Annotated in this window: 9 protein-coding genes and 1 pseudogene; 8 read left to right on the forward strand and 2 right to left on the reverse strand. The window is 43.1% G+C overall.

Annotated elements, in window-relative coordinates; translation table 11 throughout:
- Positions 1-532 precede the first annotated feature (532 nt).
- From IPP77_02505 to IPP77_02540, 8 genes and pseudogenes are all read left to right on the forward strand, one after another.
- Positions 533-9,439 carry a DUF4082 domain-containing protein gene (locus tag IPP77_02505; protein MBL0308582.1) on the forward strand — a complete coding sequence of 2,969 codons (8,907 nt, stop codon included), beginning with the start codon at positions 533-535 and terminating at the stop codon, positions 9,437-9,439.
- Positions 9,346-11,451 (forward strand): T9SS type A sorting domain-containing protein, encoded by a 2,106-nt coding sequence (locus IPP77_02510; GenBank protein MBL0308583.1) that lies wholly within the window; start codon positions 9,346-9,348, stop codon positions 11,449-11,451. Before IPP77_02505 ends, IPP77_02510 begins: the two co-directional genes overlap by 94 nt.
- A 101-nt stretch (positions 11,452-11,552) precedes the next feature.
- Positions 11,553-13,472 (forward strand): T9SS type A sorting domain-containing protein, encoded by a 1,920-nt coding sequence (locus tag IPP77_02515; protein MBL0308584.1) that lies wholly within the window; start codon positions 11,553-11,555, stop codon positions 13,470-13,472.
- Between the two features lie 51 nt (positions 13,473-13,523).
- Positions 13,524-14,295: pseudogene (gene mazG, locus IPP77_02520) on the forward strand (nucleoside triphosphate pyrophosphohydrolase).
- Between the two features lie 1,191 nt (positions 14,296-15,486).
- Positions 15,487-16,080, forward strand: coding sequence for a hypothetical protein (locus IPP77_02525; GenBank protein ID MBL0308585.1), 594 nt, complete (start codon positions 15,487-15,489; stop codon positions 16,078-16,080).
- A complete protein-coding gene (gene rnr, locus IPP77_02530) occupies positions 16,065-17,687 on the forward strand; it encodes a ribonuclease R (protein ID MBL0308586.1) in 1,623 nt (540 codons plus the stop codon). The genes IPP77_02525 and rnr overlap by 16 nt, the downstream gene beginning before the upstream one ends.
- A gap of 9 nt (positions 17,688-17,696) precedes the next feature.
- The gene (locus IPP77_02535; protein ID MBL0308587.1) at positions 17,697-19,022 is read left to right on the forward strand and encodes an oligosaccharide flippase family protein; all 1,326 of its coding nucleotides are present in this window, start codon (positions 17,697-17,699) and stop codon (positions 19,020-19,022) included.
- Between the two features lie 69 nt (positions 19,023-19,091).
- The gene (locus tag IPP77_02540; protein MBL0308588.1) at positions 19,092-20,012 is read left to right on the forward strand and encodes a hypothetical protein; all 921 of its coding nucleotides are present in this window, start codon (positions 19,092-19,094) and stop codon (positions 20,010-20,012) included.
- A 66-nt stretch (positions 20,013-20,078) separates the two neighbouring features.
- Here IPP77_02540 and IPP77_02545 read toward each other — a convergent pair whose 3' ends face one another.
- The gene (locus IPP77_02545) at positions 20,079-20,819 is read right to left on the reverse strand and encodes a hypothetical protein (GenBank protein ID MBL0308589.1); all 741 of its coding nucleotides are present in this window, start codon (positions 20,817-20,819) and stop codon (positions 20,079-20,081) included.
- Positions 20,820-21,096: 277 nt separating this feature from the next.
- Positions 21,097-21,327, reverse strand: a complete 231-nt coding sequence (locus tag IPP77_02550; GenBank protein ID MBL0308590.1) for a hypothetical protein — start codon at positions 21,325-21,327, stop codon at positions 21,097-21,099.
- Positions 21,328-21,331: the final 4 nt, after the last annotated feature.

Below are 21,331 nucleotides of genomic sequence, written 5' to 3' on the forward strand. Positions count from 1 at the left end.
TCTAAAAAGAAGAATCCGAATAATTAACGTTAAATGAATAATCCGTATACTTGCGTCCTGTCGGGTCACTTTACTGGATATTGATAGCAATGTTCTTCGACTTTAACAGTTGAAAAGTTGTTTTTGGGCATACTCTATTTGTTGACATTTTTAGAATTAATCAAGCTCGTTGGTATTTTTTTGTGTTACCCAACTATTAGAGATTGTGTGCGTTCACCTTGTAAGTAGGCGGTTGTATCCTCTTCGAAATAAGATCTAATCCGTTAACCAAATCAACATTATTTGCGTATGCAAATGGGTTAAAGCAATAGTTAATTTCCTTTTTATAATGTAGGCAAAAGCAGGATTAATTCCTTTAGTTAAAAGCAGGACAAATTCTATTTGCCTCTTGACTTTTTTTCTTACTGACTTTATATTATCCATGGTCAAATTAAACTGCCTCTGAAAAGGATTCCTTTCACGGGCATTTTAATATGGCAAAGACTCTGAACAAATGAGCTTTAATCAATCATCTCAAATAACAATATAGATCATGGACTTATTTACACAGATTTATTGCAAAAGCCACTTAGCGAAACGGTTCTTTTTGATGGCCCTATTATTTAGTAGCTGCGCTATGATGGGTTATAGCCAGAATGCGATTGTAATAGAAAATAGTCAGACGGGAAATCCACCTTCAGAATGGCAGATAACAGGAGCCGGAGCTTTATCTATTCAGGGGTTTGCCACTACCATCAGCGTTAACAAGGGCGATACGGTTCATTTCAAAATCAAGACTGATGCCTCGGCATATACTATTAATGTTTACAGAATAGGTTATTATCAGGGGAATGGCGCCCGCTTGATAGGAACAGGCTTGGTGACTTGTGCTTTGCCACAATCGCAGCCAACAGATTTGTATGATGCAGTGACCGGTAAAACGGATTGTAGCAACTGGCAAGAATCTGGTTATTGGAAGGTACCATCGAATGCAGTTTCAGGAGTTTATATGGCTAAATTGACACGCTTGGATAATAGCGGAGCCAGCCATATTACGTTTATCGTGCGTGATGATGTGGGGAATTCAAATTTGCTTTTTAAAACGGGCGATGCCACATGGCAAGCGTATAATAATTACGGAGGGAACAGTTTGTATGTAGCTGGTATCAGTGTTCCGGGCTTTAACCATGCTACCAAAATAAGTTATCAGCGTCCTTTCTATACCGCCAACGGCGGCGGCGGCGGTGGGCCAGATGAAGATTGGTTTTTTAATGCGGAATATCCGATGATTCGTTTTTTAGAAAAGAATGGATACAATATCAGCTATTCCACCGATTGGGATATGGGAAGAGATTCTTCACTTATTACACCAGCTAAACACAAGGTAATGTTGTCCGTAGGCCATGATGAATACTGGTCGGCACCGGAAAGAAAAAAGTTTGAAGATGCCAGAGATGCCGGGGTGCATTTGGCTTTTTTCAGCGGCAATGAAGTTTATTGGAAAACACGTTGGGAGGATAATAATCAAACCATAGTATGCTATAAAGAAGGTACACTGGGTGAGAATATTTGCGGGGGCAAATGCGATCCATTGTTAGATGTGTGGACAGGTTTGTGGCGTGATGGATGCTCGTTTGTGGCAGCAGATGGCTGCAATCCTGAAAATTCTATAAGTGGGGAGATGAGCTGGGATGGATCTACCGGCTCTATTGAAGTACCTTACACGTATAGAAATATGCGCTTTTGGAGGAATACTTCGATTGCTTCCCTTGCTGATGGACAAACTGCAACACTTCCTTATGGAACTCTTGGCTACGAATGGGATTGGGAGCAATATGAAGCCAGCTATCCGGCTGGAAGAATTACCATGTCCAGCACAGCAGTGGGAGGTAGAACACATAAATTATCTGTGTACCGACATAGTAGCGGTGCATTAGTTTTTGGCGCTGGAACTATTCAATGGTCATGGGGGCTTGATAGTATACACGCCCGTGGTAACGAACCGGCTGACATCCGGATGCAGCAGGCTACGGTTAATATATTAGGCGATATGGGGGTGCAGCCTGAGACTTTGCAAAGCGATTTAGTATCGGCATCAGCATCTACTGATTTTACCGCTCCTACTTCAATCATTACTACTCCTTTGAATGGTGCTTTGTTGCCGCAGGGAACTGCTGTAAACATTAGTGGAACTGCTTCGGATATTGGAGGAGCAGTAGCCGGGGTAGAAGTGTCCGTGGACGGGGGAGCAACTTGGCAGATGGCCGAGGGTACTACTAACTGGAATTATTTTTGGGTTCCTACTGTTCAAGGAACCGTTACTATTAAAAGCCGTGCTTTTGATGATTCAGGAAATATAGAAACGGAAGGAAATGCGCCTTCGGCGAATGCAATTATAGATACAGTGGGCGACCAGGTTCCGGTTGTTTGTCCGTGTACTATTTTTCAACCAACCGATGCTCCGGTTGTTGCCAATGGGAATGATGGGCAAGCCATTGAGTTGGGAGTTAAATTCAAGTCAAGTCAGAATGGGTATATAACGGGGATAAGATTCTATAAAGGTGCAGGAACTACCGGCACACATATCGGGCATCTATGGAATACTTCAGGTGATATGCTGGCTGAAGCGACCTTCACTGGTGAGTCATCTTCGGGATGGCAGGAAGTATTATTAGGAGCTCCTATAGCTATTGATTCGGGAATAACTTATGTGGCTTCTTTTCATAGCAGCTCGGGAGATTATCCTTATACCAATCCATATTTTACTCAACCTGTTTTCAATGGCCCTTTAAAGGCTTTGGCAGATGGAGAAGCCGGGCATAATGGTGTTTACAAATACTCTGCTATATCCGCTTACCCTGATGATAATTACAAAACGAGTAACTATTGGGTAGATGTGGTTTTCAATACTTATGTAGGACCAGATGTTACAAGTCCGGGAGTAGCATCCACTTCTCCTTCTAACGGAGCCACCGGTGTTCAGATTAATACAACGGTTAAAGCCGTTTTTACAGAGGCTATTGATACCGGTACAATTAATGCCTCTACCTTTGAGCTGAGGGATTCTTCTAATGTAGTAGTTCTAGCAACGGTTAGCTATAATACCGGAAGCAGAACAGTTACCTTAACGCCATCAGCTAACCTAGATTATACTTCAGTATATACTGCAACTTTAAAGGGGGGGATTATCGAACCTACTATTAGGGATCTTGCAGGAAATCCTTTGGCTGCTAATTATTCCTGGTCATTCACCACACGTACTCCGCCACCTCCACCACCCAATGAAGGAACCGGCGGCCCTGTTCTGGTAATCAGTGCTGCATCAAACCCATTCAGCCGTTACCCAGTGGAAATTCTTCGTGCGGAAGGATGGAATGCATTCACAGCGATGGATATTTCGCTTGTTTCTGCTTCTGTTTTGAATGATTATGATGTAGTCGTTCTGGGTGAAATCCCTCTGAGTGCATCCGACGTAACAATGCTGACGAATTGGGTAAATGCAGGAGGAACTTTAATCGCCTTCAGACCAGATGCTCAGTTGGCGCCTTTGATGGGCATTACCCCTGCGGGTGGAACCTTGTCTGATAAATATCTTTTAGTGAATAATAGTGGCCCTGGTGTAGGAATTGTAAATCAAACGATTCAGTATCACGGAGTAGCCGACCAATATGCTTTGAATGGCGCAACGTCTTTGGCAACACTCTACTCAGATGCCTCGACAGCGACTACTTATCCTGCAGTTACCACAAAAAGTGTTGGAAGCAACGGAGGTATTGCAGTTGCATTTACCTACGACCTCGCCAAATCTGTGGTATATACCCGTCAGGGGAATCCTGAATGGGCGGATCAAAAGAGAGATGGTGAAATCAATCCTATTCGTTCTGACGACCAGTTCTTTCCCGATTGGATTGACTTTAATAAGATAGCTATTCCACAGGCTGACGAACAGCAACATTTGCTTTCCAATATTATAGTGCAGGGAAACCTACATAGAAAACCTTTACCAAGAACATGGTTCCTGCCTAAAGGACTAAAAGCTGCGGTAGTGATGACCGGTGATGACCACGGAGATAGTGGGATGCAGCCTCGTTTTGATATTAATATAGCAGAAAGCCCTTCAGGTTGCTCGTTAGAAGATTGGGAGTGCATCCGCTCTACCGGTTACCTGTTTGTCGGGTCTAATTTTACAAGTGCGCAGGCAACTCAATACAACAACCTCGGATTCGAGGTGGCTTTGCACATCAATACGGGTTGTGCTAATTTTAATGAGTCGCAATTCCAGAATTTTATCACGAATCAATTTGATGATTTTCAAAATGCCTTCCCGGGAGTTCCCCTTCCGGCGACCAATAGAAACCATTGCATAGCTTGGAGCGGATGGAGCATGACTCCTGAAGTGCAAGCAGCAAACGGAATCCGTCTGGATGTGAATTATTACTACTGGCCACCGGCTTGGGTCAACGATCGTCCCGGTATGTTTACCGGTTCGGGAATGCCAATGCGCTTTGCCAAATTGGACGGAACGATCATTGATTGTTACCAAGCCACAACTCAAATGACTGACGAATCGGGGCAATCATATCCTACATTCATCAATGCTTTATTGGATAAAGCAATTGGCACTGAAGGTTATTATGGGGTGTTTACCGCAAATATGCACTTTGACAACCCTAATCATCCAAGCGCTAATGCTATTGTTGCCTCTGCAAAAGCAAGAGGTATTCCTGTTGTATCAGCAAAACAGATGCTGGATTGGTTGGATGGAAGAAACAGTTCGGCTTTCAATGGTATTGCTTGGAATAATCAGCAATTAAGTTTTTCTATTACTGCTGCTACAGGTTCAAGAAACATGCAGGCTATGTTACCCACGGCCTGTGCAAATGGAACCTTAAATTCTATTTCGTATAACGGCAGTCCTCTGAGCTATAATGTAGAAACCATTAAAGGAATCTCTTACGCATTTTTCGATGCTACCAAAGGAGCCGGAACTTATATGGCCGATTATAGTGTAGATACTACGGGTCCGGTAATCAGCAATATTGTGGCATCGCCGCACAGCGATGGGACAGCAACAATTACATGGACAACTGATGAAATCTCGAATTCATCAGTTCATTATGCAGCGACGCCTGACGCTCTTGCCTTAATCACACAGAATGCATCTATGGTAAGCAGCCATAGCGTAGTGCTTAGTGGCTTATCTCAGGGAGTTACCTATAATTTTAGGGTTACTTCCGCAGATGCTGCGGACAATAGCAGCACGAGCCCGATGCCTTCAGACTCTATCGCTTTTTCGATGCCTTTTGGCCCTTGCGTTGTGGATCAAACAGACGAAGATTTCAATCTTGGAATGACGGATGCGAATACAGTTGTTGTATTAAATAATGATGGAGAAGTAATTCTTAAGCCGACATTGCAAGAAGAATTTTCTGGTGGCAGTATTCCATCGGGTTGGAGTGAAGATATTTGGGACGGGCAACCTGGAGCAAGCACCTCATATAGTGGTGGACAAGTTACGGTGAACGGCACTCACATTTATACAAATGCTGTTTTTGGCCCCGGGACTTCGGTTGAGTTTAAAGCAACTTTTAGCGCGGGTAATTTTCAGAATGTCGGATTCACAGCAGATGCGGGATTCAACAACCCTTGGATTGTTATAGGCAGAGGAGGGGCAGGTGATGGGAATATTTATGCAAGAACATTTACCAATCAAACCGCAGATTTGGGAGGCAACTTGCTTGGCACGCCACACATCTATAAAATTAAATGGAACAGCGGCAGTAATAATTTTGAGTTCTATGTAGATGGAAGTTTGGTATCTACTCCTTCCATAACTGAAGCCGTAGGTTCTAATATGAATGTGCAGATAAGTGATTACCCATCGGGAGGTGATGCGCTAACTGTTGATTGGATAAGAATTACTCCGTACACTTTATCAGGAAGTTTTACCTCGAATGTATTCGACGGAGGCTCGATGAAGGAATGGGATGCTGCTACCTGGGACGCTGATGTTCCCTTAGGTACAGGTATATCTGTTTATGCTAGAAAAGGAAATACATCTGTTCCTGATGGCTCATGGACTTCATTCATTCAAATTCCTTCTTCAGGGTCTAATGTAGGGGGCGCTTCAAGATATATTCAGTATCGGACGGATCTTTCCACTGGCAATAACTCGGTTACTCCTGTTTTAAAAAGTATTTCAATTGAATGTGAGGATGGAGTTGGCGATGTAAGTCCTCCAGTAATTACCAATATAGTAGTAACGCCTTCTTCAGACGGCATTTCAGTAACAATCACATGGACCACAGATGAACCATCCGATTCAAAAGTAAATTATGATACCGTGTCAAATCCTTTGAATCAGAGTGAAAGTGATGCTTCGGCGGTTACGATTCATAGTGTCACCATTAACGGATTGATCCCGGGAACTACTTATTATTTCGACGTTTCTTCTGAGGATTTATCTGGTAATTCTTCAACAGAGCCTTTTTCGGCACGCAGTTTTGATACACCATTGCCATTTGTAGCTTGCTTTACCGATAATGCTTTTTCGGATTTCAGTTCAGGTAATACAGGGGGCAATACTTATGTTTCCTTAACTAATGATGGAGAAGTAATACTTAACCCCTCGTTAGGTGCGGAGTTTTCCGGAGCTGTTGTTCCATCAGGATGGGGTGAAGAAGTTTGGGATGGACAAGGTGGGGCAACTACTTCATATAATAGTGGACGCGTTGCAGTTAGTGGAACTCACGTATATACTAATACTTCTTTTGGACCAGGAGCGTCGCTGGAGTTCATTGCTACTTATACAGTGGGCAATTTTCAAAATATAGGTTTTACGGGTGATGCAGCATTTAATGACCCGTGGATAGTAATCGGCAGAGGAGGAGCAGGTGATAATAACGTATATGTCAGAACTTCTGCGGGGCAAACCTCAGTGCTTGGAGGAAGTCTGCTTGACGCTCCTCATAGATACAAGATAAAATGGAATAGTGGAAGCGATGATTTTGAGTTTTACGTTGATGAGGTTTTGGTTCCGACACCATCCATTACACAAACAGTTAGCTCTAATATGATTGTTCAGATAAGTGATTATCCGGCTGGTGGGGTTGAACTTTCCGTTGACTGGCTACGAATAGCTCCTTACTCAACATCGGGGACTTTTGAATCAAGAGTTTATGATGGAGGAGCGGCCAAAAATTGGGGTGATGCCTCATGGACAACAGATATGCCTGTGGGCACTTCTCTTTCGGTGTATGTTAGAACAGGAGAGGTTGCAATTCCTGATGGAAGTTGGACGGCATACTCTTTAATTGCTGTTTCGGGAGATAGTGTTGGCGGAGTTTCCAGATATGCTCAATATAAAGTAGACTTAACTACATCTAATAATCAGGTTACGCCTGTTTTCAAAGACTTTGAAATAACCTGTTCTGATAATAGTAATGTAGCGCCAGAAATAATGAGTTCCCCGTCTTCAGTAACGGCATGTGAAGGAACTATCGTAGTGTTTGTTTCTGATGCAGGTGGTAATCCTTCGCCAACGGTTCAGTGGCAGGAAAGTACCGATAACGGAGATAACTGGAACGATATTACCAATGCTATTTCGGATACATTGCAATTTGAAGCAGCGCCATCCGACAACGGAAAATTATTCCATGCTGTTTGGATAAATGCTTACGGAATTGCGATTTCTGATTCAGCAATCCTTTTAGTGAATTCTATTCCTTCAGCGACTATTTCAGCTTTGAATGCCAATGCTTGTCAGGGGGATAGTATCCATATTCAATTATCTTCAGGAGGCAGTAACCAGCCTTACGATATAGTGGTAAACGGAATTGGCTACATGGGTATTCAATCCGGTCAGACTTTTGCTTCGTTTGGGCCTATAGAACAAAGTATATGGGGTAGTACTGGAACGCCGTCAAATTCGAGTGTGACGGACAATGTGCCTATAGAAGTTGGTGTGAAATTTAATTCTTCTGTCAGTGGTTTTATTCGGGGAGTTCGATTCTATAAAGGGGAAACAAATACAGGGATTCACGTTGGCTCTTTGTGGAATACAAGTGGGGCCAAACTGGCGTCTGACACATTTACAATTGAAACTGCAAGTGGCTGGCAGGAAGTTCATTTTTCTAATCCCGTAGCCATTCAGGCAGACACGACTTATATCGCCTCTTATTTTTCCCAGGATGGATACTTTGCCATTAGTCCGGGATTCTTCTCAGGAAGCGGGGTAGCCAATCCTCCTCTTACGGCTTTGCTGGCGGGAGGCGTAGATGGACCGAATGGGGTCTATAAATATGGTGGTGGTTTCCCGGATGGAGGTAATAACGCTAACTATTGGGTGGATGTTCTTTTTGAAGAAACTTATGCCACTCCACAAACCTTTACTTATAATTTGACCTCAGTGGTTGACACAAATGGCTGTACCGCTTCAGATTCTCCATTGAGTTCAACTTCAGTAGTTGTTCATCCATTGCCTTTGGGAGTTTTATTGGCACCGGAAAATATTTGTGAAGGCGATTCGATTTTATTGACATACACGGAAACGAGTGGAACTGGTCCATATACACTCGTTATAAACGGCACGCCTTACAATAATGTAAACAGCGGCGTTCCTTTTAATTCGGGGTTTTTACCTGCTGCCGGTTTAGGCCCAATAAGTATTTGGGATAGCGGTACTATAGGTGGTGAGCCGGGAGGGCCAGATCCGTCGGATATAGAATTAGGCGTAAAGTTTCGATCAAATATTTCGGGACAAATTTCAGGCATAAGATTTTATAAGCGTGCGACAAATACTGGAACGCATACTGGCACTTTGTGGTCTTCTTCGGGTACTCAACTGGTCAGTGCGGTTTTTGCCGATGAAACAGCAAGCGGATGGCAACAGGTAGATTTCTCTTCACCGGTGACTATTGCGGCAAACACAACCTACATTGCTGCTCCCTCAATTACTACAGAGTTTTTGACTTCCTGTAACCCGGCAGATACGGGAGTGTTAGAACTACATCTCACTAATATCTATGGCTGTGATTCAACACATACGATTACGACAAGTTTACTTCTATCCTCAGAAACCAGTGAACTATTAAGTTCCTGCAATCCGGCTGATACCGGTGTGGTGGTTCTTCACTTCACAAACCAGTACGGTTGCGATTCAATGCATACGGTTACGACTACAATATTGCCAATCAGTTCAACTACAGAATTCCTGACTTCCTGCAATCCGGCGGACACAGGTGTAGTTATCCTTCACTTCACAAGCCAGTATGGTTGTGATTCAACGCATACGGTAACCACTACACTACTGCCAAGCAGTGCAACTACAGAATTCCTGACTTCCTGCAATCCGACAGACACAGGGTGGTGGAACTACATCTCACCAATACCTATGGCTGTGATTCGATCCATACCATTACTACGACCTTACTGCCATCATCAGAGACGAGCGAACTACTGAGTTCCTGCAACCCTTCGGATACAGGTGTAGTTATCCTTCACTTCACAAGTCAGTATGGATGTGATTCAACGCATACGGTAACTACTACGCTACTGCCAAGCAGTGCGACTGCGGAATTCCTGACCTCCTGCAATCCGGCGGACACAGGAGTAGTAGAACTACATCTCATCAATACCTATGGATGTGATTCAACGCATACAGTGACTACTACGCTACTGCCAAGCAGTGCAACTGCAGAATTCCTGACTTCCTGCAACCCTGCGGATACGGGGGTAGTTATCCTTCACTTCACAAACCAGTATGGCTGTGATTCAACGCATACTATCACTACAACCTTAGTTCCATCCATAGAGACGAGCGAACTGCTAAGCTCCTGCAATCCTGCGGATACAGGGGTAGTTATCCTTCACTTCACAAGCCAGTATGGTTGTGATTCAACGCATACGGTAACCACTACACTACTGCCAAGCAGTGCAACTACAGAATTCCTGACTTCCTGCAATCCGGCAGACACAGGAGTAGTAGAACTACATCTCACCAATACCTATGGCTGTGATTCGATCCATACCATCACTACAACCTTACTGCCATCCATAGAGACCAGCGAGCTGCTAAGCTCCTGCAACCCTGCGGATACGGGTGTAATTATCCTTCACTTCACAAGTCAGTATGGCTGTGATTCAACGCATACGGTGACCACTACGCTACTGCCAAGCAGTGCGACTGCGGAATTCCTGACCTCCTGCAATCCGGCGGACACAGGAGTAGTAGAACTACATCTCATCAATACCTATGGATGTGATTCAACGCATACAGTGACTACTACGCTACTGCCAAGCAGTGCAACTACGGAATTTCTAACCTCCTGCAATCCGGCAGACACAGGAGTAGTAGAACTACATCTCACCAATACCTATGGCTGTGATTCTACGCATACTATCACTACAACCTTAGTTCCATCCATAGAGACGAGCGAACTGCTAAGCTCCTGCAACCCTGCGGATACGGGTGTAGTTATCCTTCACTTCACAAGCCAGTATGGCTGTGATTCAACGCATACTATTGTGACCGCGCTGCTTCCTATAAGTAATTCCATTACGGATGCGAACATCTGCTTTGGAAATTCATACGCTTTCAATGGAATAGATTATAGCACCGCAGGAACCTATGTAGATACGCTGACAGGCAGCAATGGATGCGACTCACTTGCTACTTTGGTTCTGACGGTTGCGCCTGGAGGCATTAATGCTATTTCAGCATCTATCTGTCAGGACAGCACCTATTTATTCAATAACCGGTCTCTGACATTGCCAGGAGTATATTATGACACGATCATTTCTCCTCAAGGATGTTACTCGTTTACAGAATTGACCTTAACAGTAAATTCTTCCTACAAAACGTTTGACACGGTTTCCATTTGTTCCGGTTCCTCGTATGATTACTTCGGTATGCAACTCTCTACTCCGGGAGATTACAATCACTTTATGCAAACACAATTCGGTTGCGACAGCGTCAACTATTTGCATTTACTTATTAATGTGCCAGATAAACCGATGATAACCAGGGTTGGTGATACGCTATTTTCGTCAGGGACTGGTTCCCACCAGTGGTATATTAACGATACCTTATTATCTGGCGCAACCGACTCTACTTTGGAAATATTACAAAACGGTTATTATACCGTTCAACGCGTTGATTCTAATGGATGTACAGGCGCCTCGGACTCGCTGTTGGTAAACGACATAATCTTTACGCATGTCAAAGAAACCGAAGTAGAAACCGTAATTGGTGTATATCCAAATCCAACTAAGGGGAACTTTATCGTTGAATGTAATCTTCCACTATCAACAGAGATTTATATTGTTGATGCTATTGGAAGGCTTGTATCGAAGGCGGAAATGAGAGCAGGAAAAGCAGAGATAAATGCATCTGCACTTTCTGATGGAGTTTACTTACAGAGAATATATACCGGCAGAGATTATAAAACAATCAAGCTGATCGTGGCAAAATAAGAAAGATAATTGAGGGTTTTACGAGGACTAATTGTCTTTTGCCCAAGCTAAAACAGCGCAACCGTTCCAACCGTTCACTGTTCTTATATTTGATGTGTAATATGAAGTGGTTCATCACTGGGTTATACTGTTTATTTCTTACGGGGTCTTTGTTGGCGCAAGAAGGCTGGGAGAAGATTGTTGCACTCGAAAAGAAATCTTTCTCCTATCGGCAGCAGGCGGCCCGTTCCGGTACGGAAGATAACTGCAACATTATTTATCAGCGATTGGCCTTGCAATTAGATCCATCGGTACATTATATATCTGGCAATGTCACTTCTTATTTTATTCCCCGTCAGGCTATGCCATACATCGAATTCGATTTGACGGATTCCTTGCAAGTGGATAGCATTTTGTTTCACGACACCGCTCTTTCTTTCACCCGAAACGTGAAAGATGTCTTACACATTGAATTCCCTTCGCCGCTGGCCGACGCTCAGGTAGATTCTTTAACCGTATTCTATCAAGGCGCACCACCGGAAACCGGCTTTGGTTCTTTCGTTCAGGATTATCATGATAGCGTTCCTATCCTCTGGACTCTATCCGAGCCTTTCGGGGCCAGAGACTGGTGGCCCTGTCGCCAGAATCTCTCAGATAAAATCGATTCTTTGGACGTGATCGTCACTACGCCGCAAAGGTATCGAGCTGCCAGCAATGGATTGTTGGTGAGCGAAACTCAACAGGATACATTTAAGACCTATCATTGGAAGCACCGCTATCCGGTGGCGGCCTATCTCGTCTGTGTGGCTGTGACGAACTATGCCGTCTATGCGGATTATGTTCCTTATCAGAACGACAGCATCCTGGTGCTGAACTATGTATATCCCGAAACCATTGACCGGGTGCGCGAACAGACGAAGGATATTGTTCCCATCATGCAGTTGTATAATGAACTATTCGGGCTTTATCCTTTCAGCAAGGAGAAGTATGGCCACGCACAGTTTGGTTGGGGTGGAGGCATGGAGCATCAAACCATGACCTTTATGGTGGACTTCAACTTTGAGTTGATGGCCCATGAACTGGCGCATCATTGGTTTGGAGATAAAGTAACCTGCGCTTCCTGGTCAGACGTTTGGCTCAACGAGGGCTTCGCCAGCTATTTAAGCGGCCTTTGTTACGAAAGAATTTTACCGGAATGGTGGATGGCTTTTCGGCAAAGCAGAATTTTGTCGGCAACCAGCGAACCCGAAGGCTCGGTATGGTGTGACGACACGACCGACGTAAGCAGAATATTCAACGGTAGGCTCTCCTATGCAAAGGGTGCTATGGTGCTTCATTCGCTTCGTTGGCTGCTCGGCGATACTGTTTTCTTTTCGGGCATGAGGGCTTATCTTGACAATGCCTCGCTGTGCTATTCCTTTGCTACCACAACAGATTTCAAGAACCAAATGGAAGCTACCTCAGGAATGAATTTGGATGAGTTTTTTACTGATTGGGTTTATGGCAAGGGGTTCCCATCCTACCAGATTGAATGGTCGCAGGGTTTGGATAAGCAAGTGAACTTGACGATTCATCAAACTCAATCACACCCTTCTGTTTCCTATTTTGAAATACCGGTGGACATTTCCTTCAAGGGATTTTCGAAAGATACCACGATGGTTTTCAATCCAACAACTTCTGGTCAGACTTATTCCTTTCCGCTTCCCTACGCAGTAGATTCTGTGACCTTCGATCCCGATTGGTGGATTATATCAGCAAACAATCAGGTTTTGCGCCGACCTGCCGCCGACCTAGCTTTCTATATCTATCCTAACCCGGTTACCGACGTGTTGAAACTGCGCGTAGAAAGTTCGGAGTATCGCGATGCAGAAGTCAGCGTATTCAACGTGATGGGCGAACGCTTATATAGAACCACCTGCGAATTGCTCAAGGGTTCCAATGTGGTGCAGATAGAGACCGGTAAGTTTAATTCAGGTTTTTATACGCTCCGCCTCACCGTTCCGGGCAAAACGCTGACTTCATCTTTTGTCAAGCTCCGCTAAAGAAGCTTCATTTATTTCCACACTTTTACGGCTTCATAAAAACAATTTCTGATGGAAGAAAAACTCAAATCCTTTGCCCGCATATTGAAGATCATGGATGAACTGCGAACGCAATGTCCCTGGGATAGGAAACAAACTCTCGAATCGCTTCGCCCGTTGACCATCGAAGAAACGTATGAATTGGGCGATGCCATTCTGAAAAGTGATATGAAAGGCATCAAAGAAGAGTTGGGCGACTTGTTGCTGCACATTATTTTCTATGCCAAAATAGGAGAGGAGAAACAGGAGTTTGACATAGCCGGTGTTATCAATGACCTATGTGAAAAGCTCATCACGCGCCATCCTCATATCTATAGCGATGTGAAGGTGAACAACGAAGAGGATGTGAAACAAAACTGGGAAAAGATTAAGTTGAAAGAAGGGAAGAAGTCCGTTCTTTCCGGTGTGCCGGTTTCGCTGCCTGCCCTGATTAAAGCCTACCGGATGCAAGACAAAGCCGCGCAGGTAAAGTTTGAGTGGGATAAAATAGAGGACGTTTGGGCCAAAGTGGAGGAGGAGCGCAATGAATTGGAAGAAGCCATAGCCACCGGCGACAAAAACAAGATCGAAGATGAATTTGGCGACCTGATGTTTGCGCTGGTCAATTATGCGCGCTTCCTAAAGCTGGACCCCGAAGCCCGCGCTGGAAAGGACGAACCTGAAATTCATGCGTCGGTTTCAATACATCGAAGAACAAAGTGTGGTCCAGAACAAATCGCTACACGATATGACGCTCGGCGAAATGGATGCCATTTGGAATGAGGCCAAAGCCAAGGGGCTTTAAGGTGTAGTTTAGATTTCCCCCTTCATCTACTTGCTTCCGGGTTTGTTCAAAACTTTAGAGAGGTTATTAGGTTTTAATGGATGTTTGCTGATTCTTCATCACAACGAGGGCGAAGTCATCTATTTGCATCAATTCCAACGTAAAACCAGTCGAAAACTAATGAAAGACAAGGTTGTCCTAATAAAAAAGTAGCTAGCGATAGCCAGAAACTAGCTAGCTAACAACAAAAACAAGGACATAATTCTAATTTAGTAAGTAATAAATTGAAATTATTACTTACTAAATTAGAATTAATACCTAATAAACGATGATTATAACATTACATTTCCGAATTAGCACCTAATAAATATGAATTAGTAGGTAATGTTTTTTGATTATCACCTACTAATTAATATTTATTACGTAATAACTGGAAATTATAAGATAATAAACCTAAATTATAAGAGAGTAGTCCTGAACTATTAAATGGTTTTATGCCGAAATAATCTAGTTCTGAATAGATAGTATGAATAATCAAGAAGGATTTAATTAGGATTTTGCAATCTCTACCTTCAATTTAGGCGAAGCTATTTAAGATTTAGAGGCGGATTCGTGCTCCAAATCTGTAGTGATCAAGGCTATGGCCTTTTCTTTCAGACTTTCCACGTCCGCTTCCACCATACCGGTAGTTTCAATCGGGCGATGGCGATAAACAACGAGTCGCCCCCAACTGTTCGTAGGCTATTTGCCTACGACTCGCAATAATGACGGCTTATAGTTGCTTTTAAATAGCCAACCCTATTCAAACTACAAAAATCTTGGAGGCTTTTGTAGTTTATAAATGGCAAAAGTCCGTTCCGATGGTTATCGGTCAAGACTTTTTTCTTTGAGGTTGGCGTTCCTGACCATCTATATAGTAGGAGGGCTGCGCCCGCGATAGGTTCAAAGGACTCCTTTGGAGGGTTTAGGGAGCAGATATAGCCGACAATAAGCCGCCATCATCATTTATTTCCTACTGCTTGGTGTCCACTAGGCGGAATAGTTTCAGCGGGTGCGACAGCCGCCGATAAAGAGCCATTATTATCTGAACATAATAAAACTATTTTTGTGTGGCAGTAGCATTTATGCGGCGCCGCCAGGTGTGAATAGAAAAATGCTCAATCAAACTAACAACAGGGGTTTAAATAATATCCCATCATCCTTTAAAATATCATGAAAAAGAAACAGAACAAAAGCGGTAAGCCGCATAGTAAAGAGCGGAGCTCATCCGCCGATAATAACGAGCAAGTATTAAGTGTGATAAAATCACTCGGCAATAATGCCGACCTCAAAAAACTTTTCCCTGAGTTGGAGCAGAAACTCAGTCAGGAAGAAATCATATTGGCACTGAACTATCTCGACAAGACCGGCACCATCAGTATTGGCCAAAAGGGTAAGATTGAATTACTACAGAATACAAAACCGAGGAACTCGGATAGAGGAAGCAGAAAATCGGGAGGTGACGAGAGCCAGGTGCAGAAATATTATTTCGGCACGGCAGATGTGACCAGAACGGGCTCGGCTTTTGTGTCGGTAAACGAGTTGGACCGCGATGTGTTTATCCCGAACCGGTATGTGCGAAATACTTTGCAGGGCGATGAAGTGAAGATTAGAATCACTTCTTTTTCTCGCCGACCGGAAGGGGAAATTGTGGCCATCATCAAGCGGAGCTGGGAAAGTTTCACGGGAAGGATTAAGGTGCTGGACAAATTCGCTTTCTTCATTGCCGATGAAAAAAATTGGGAACCGATGTGTTCGTCCCCTTAGATTCCTTGAAAGGAGCAAAAACAGAGGATCGTGTTATTGTTCGGGTGATGGACTGGAATGTAGGCAAGCGAAATCCTTTGGGCGAAGTGGTGGAGGTGCTTAGCGACAAACATTCGTCTGACTTAGACATGAAGATGATATTGATTACCAATGGTTTCAGTATTGATTTCCCGAAAGCGGTATATGATGAACTGGCGAAGGTGCCGGAGCAAATTCCTTCGGAAGAAATTAAGCGGCGCTTGGATATGAGGGCGGTTACGACCTTCACCATTGACCCCGAAGATGCGAAGGATTTTGATGATGCTTTGTCTATCCGAACGCTTGCTAATGGCAACATGGAGGTGGGCGTTCATATTGCGGACGTATCACATTATGTGCGCGAAGGTTCGCAGTTAGATAAAGAGGCAGAGCGCCGGGCAACATCTGTTTATTTGCCGGATAGAGTTTGTCCGATGTTGCCGGAAAGGCTATCGAATGAATTGTGTTCTCTGCGCCCCAACGAGGACAAACTGACTTTCTCGGCCATCTTTGAATTTGATGACAAGCTGCACATGAAGAACTTTACTGTGGCCAAAACAGTAATTCATTCTAATCAACGTTTTTCTTATGAGCAAGCGCAGGAAGTATTGGAAACCGGTACGGGTGACTATGCGGAGGAATTGAAATCACTGCATCGAATCGCCAACCATATTCGCGCCGCTCGAATGAAGAATGGAGCCATTGCTTTTGAAAAAGCGGAAGTCCGTTTCAAACTAGATGAAACCGGCAAGCCTCTTGGAATAGTTCTGAAAGTGCGGAAGGCAGCCCATCTACTAGTGGAAGATTTAATGTTGTTGGCCAATGAAACAGTGGCGCAGTTTGGCTCGAAAATTCAGAAGAATAAAATAACACAGCCTTTTGTATATCGCGTTCATGACAAACCCGACCCGGCTAAACTTGAAATGTTTAGCGCGGTTGCTTCTCGGTTTGGTTATAAAATAAAATTTGATGAACCCGAGAATGCGTCAGGAATATTCAACACGCTTTTGAAGAAGGTAGAAGGCAAGCCCGAGCAGAATGTTTTGGAAACGATGGCGATTCGGAGTATGGCTAAAGCAGAATATACTACGAAGAACATAGGCCACTATGGCTTGGCCATGAAGCATTACACTCACTTCACTTCGCCCATCCGTCGCTATCCCGATGTGATGGTTCATCGGTTAGCAGAACAGTTGATAAACTCGTCTGATAAATTAGTAGATAAGTTGGAGTTGGAGGGACGCTGTAAAAATTCATCGCTGATGGAGCGCAAAGCTATGGATGCAGAGCGGGAAGCTGTAAAGTATAAACAGATTGAATTTTTGCAGGATAAAATAGGAGGAGAGTTTGAAGGGGTGATTACCGGAGTCATTATGCGCGGCATCTTTGTGGAGATGGTGGACAATAGATGTGAAGGCATGGTGAGCGTGGAGGCTTTGGGAAAAGAAGATTTTGCTTTTGATGAAAAGATGCTTCGGTTGACAGGCGTAAGAACTAAGCGTAAGTTTGAACTGGGTGACAAGGTAATGGTGAAGATTCTTTCCGCCGATATTATTCTTCGTCGAATTGATTTAGGGTTGGTCAATTAATAGCTTCAAGTGAATTTTCAGCGCCCGATTCCATCTCGATTCAGCAGTCTTTCTGCCTTACAGCTTTTTCAAATGTTGCGCTATGGGGCCTTTGTGCTTATTGGCGTTTGCTTTGCGAAGCTGAGCTTAGGCCAAGACGATATTGGCCGGTTTGAAACTTTTCTTCTTGTAAGTAGTATGCTCAGCTTCTTTTGGGTGAGCGGAATGATTAATTCAATGCTGTCCGTATATCCTAAAAAGAATGAGGAGGACAAAAAGGCAGTATTGTTCAATACCTTTCTATCGCTGTCCTTTTTGAGTGTAGCGGCAGGAGTTTTGCTATTTACCTTCTCGGAAAACCTGCTTTTGTTTTTGGATAAGGATAGAAGCGGCGGGTTAATTCAATTGTCTGTCTTTTTCTTGTTGTTGAATAACCCTTCCTTCATATCAGAGTATATTCTGTTTCTGAACAACAAGAAAAAAGAGTTGGTGATTTACGGAATGGCCTTTGCAATTCTTTCCTTTTCGGCAGCAGTCATCCCCATATATATCAATTACCACGTGGAGTATGCTATGTATGGTTTTATAGGGGTAGCTGCACTTAGGATTTTGTTTGCTTTATTTCTTGTCTATAAATTCGGAGCTTTCCGTTTTGATTGGCGATTGCAATTAGATCAACTCAAAATTTCTTTGCCTATTATCGGCTCCATATTTGTTAGCGGGTCGGCGGAATATATAGACGGCATCTTGGTAAAAGCAAAGTTTAATGACACAGATTTCGCCATTTACCGATACGGGGCAAAGGAACTGCCTATACTTTTAATTATTGCCAATACCTTCAGTTCGGCTATGATTACTGCTGTTTCTGCAAATCTAGACGAAGGGTTAAAGCAGATCAAGAAGAACTCAGCACATTTGATGCACCTGTTCTTTCCCCTTACTATCATTCTGATGGTTACCAGTCCTTACATATATCCTTTGGTATTCAATCAGAGTTTTGCTTCCAGTGCCATCATCTTTAACATCTATCTTTTACTCATCATTCCCAGAGTCCTTTTTCCACAAACTATTCTTACCGGTATTCATGCTTCCCGCTTCCTGTTTATTTCTTCATTAATAGAAATCACGTTGAACGTTTCGTGTAGCATTCTACTCTCTATGAAGTTTGGTTTGGTGGGGATTGCTTATGGAACAGTGATTTCTAGCCTTTTTGATAAATTTTTTCTGGTGGCTGTTTGTCATTTCGTTTTCCGAATATCAATTAGGCGCTTTCTTCTATACATTCCGTACCTTGTATATGTATCATTGACCATTGTAGCGTTCATTATTAGCTACAAGATGATGCCTGCTGTTTAAGTCTTTTTTGGTAAAAAGCTACTGAAAACTGAAGTTTTCAGCGACCTCTGCTGCCCAATCCAGATTTGAATGAATATGCCCTCACGTAACTTTATGACCATGATGTCCGTAATAAGGGGTATGGACATGAACAAACTTTACACGCTTCTTATGGTTTCCTTTCTGGCAGCATCTAATGTATCTGCAAAAACCTTTGTGGTAACCTCCGGTAAATGGACGGATGCCGCCGTTTGGAATCAAGCTTATCCTGGAAATGTAATTGCCGCAGATGATGAGGTGATTATCTCTGGTCAGGTGACGATGAACACCGGTATTGTCGTGGAGGGAACTCTAACAGTTGAAAAAGGGGCTAGCATGGTTGGCATGAAAGACCTGATGATTTCTAAATCCGGGAAATTCGTGAACAACGGAAATACTGTGATGAAAAGGATCATGAACGAAGGAACGATTGACAATAACCTGATTATGGAATCCATGATGGATATTGACAATAAAGGAATGATTGGCAATAACAACAATATGGTTGCGGGAAACAATTTCAGTAATTATGGCGGAAAAGCAGAGGGGAAAACCGGTGCTTATTTCGTCAACAATAATGTATTCAATTCACCCTCTTCCGAATTTAGTAAAGAAACTAAGGTGTTTTATGGAAGTCAGTTTGAGGAGTCTTCAGTGGCTTCCCCGTTTCGCGTTCAAACCAATCTCGCGGGAGGCGTTGTAGAACTGCAAATCTTCAGTCCTTCTAATGAGGATGTTTCTTTTTATAGCATTGAAAGAAGTACGGATGGAAAAACTTATGTCGTGCTAGAAATTCTTCCGGTGAAGAATAGCGTAGAAGAAAAAACAACCAGCTATACCGATACAAATCCTAACCTGAGCCTAAATCATTATAGAATTACTGCTACTAATTCTTTAGGTCAGCAGAATACACTTCCATTAACAACAGTGATTCTGGGAGATCGTGGCGCACTGACCTTTGCCGGCAAGTAATTTGTTTATTAAGATATGAAACAGGCGGACCCCGTAAGGTTTGCTTTTTTTATGTCCTAAAATGGTTCAATCATCGAAAACAAAGATTCGTTCCCACACGCTTCTTTTAGATTTCCCGATTTGTCCATCTACTTTAATGTAAACCGGTGTAGCCGTCTTGATTTTTTTCAATTCTTGTATCGCATCCGAGCTCAAAGTATCTCCACCGGAAATATATTGTTTGCCTTCTTTTTTTGTTAAAGAAATGGTCACGCCACTCACCGCTACCTGATTCATGTTTTTCTCATTGTCATACATCGTTACAAAAGGCTGTTTATGGATAAACATACTTCTCGGATATGATTTATTTCGGATTAAAAGGACTTTATCATTTAGCTTAATCAAGTTTGTTTTTGGGTTGCTGATTACAGGAAACATTCGTTCCGGTACCTTGACAATAAACTGCTTTTGAAAAAGATATATTCTGGAACCGGTAATGCTGGTTACAATAGCGCGTAGGGTAGCCGTATCATAATCTCCCCACTTGGTGCTGTTGGCTGTAATCAACAGGACGCTGTCGTTTTGTATCGCCAGCCCTTTTTCAAATAGAAACTGTGAGATAATTAGTTCCGGTGCTACCCTGATTTTAAAACTATACTCTTTCTTGTTCAAGAGAGTATCGAGATTCGGCTTGAGCCATATTTCGCTCCGGTTATCCATCGGGATGAATATCTCACCATTTACAGCATTCGATTGGCTGGAGACCTGCTGATAAACCAGCGAAATCCAGAAAATACAAATCGCTTTCATCAAACATTTCTTCATCACGTATTAAATATAATAGATAGTATAGGAATACAGGGAAAGATGTTCTCCTATTTTTTCACACCTCCGTCAAAAGGTAGCTTTAAACATACAAGAAGCCGAAAGGACTAATCGTCTTCTTCTTCGACGGATCCCTGCCATTTCACAAAGTGAAGGAGTCCTTTGTTACGGTCGCCGGTAGAGACCAGTTCTAAGTGCAGTGAATCCAGCTTTTGGATCATATAAATTTGTTCCACACGGTTCTTTTCTGTCGTTATTTGAATCTTTAACTCATCATTTTTTAATTTGTATGAGCCTTTTTCAACCGCACCGCCACATTGGTTAAATAGCCGCCCTCATCATTAAATTCCCACAACCATCTGCCCATATCATGACCATCTATTCTTGTTCCATTGATGTCCATCTGCTCCAATTGCCACACTCCGATAATTTGTTTCTTTTCTTTGTTAGCGCATTGTGCTAGAATGAGGACCAACAAGATAGTAATACTCCTTCCAAAATATTTTTTCATCTCT

It is taken from the genome of Bacteroidota bacterium, from assembly GCA_016722375.1.
Lineage (GTDB): Bacteria > Bacteroidota > Bacteroidia > Chitinophagales > LD1 > Bog-950.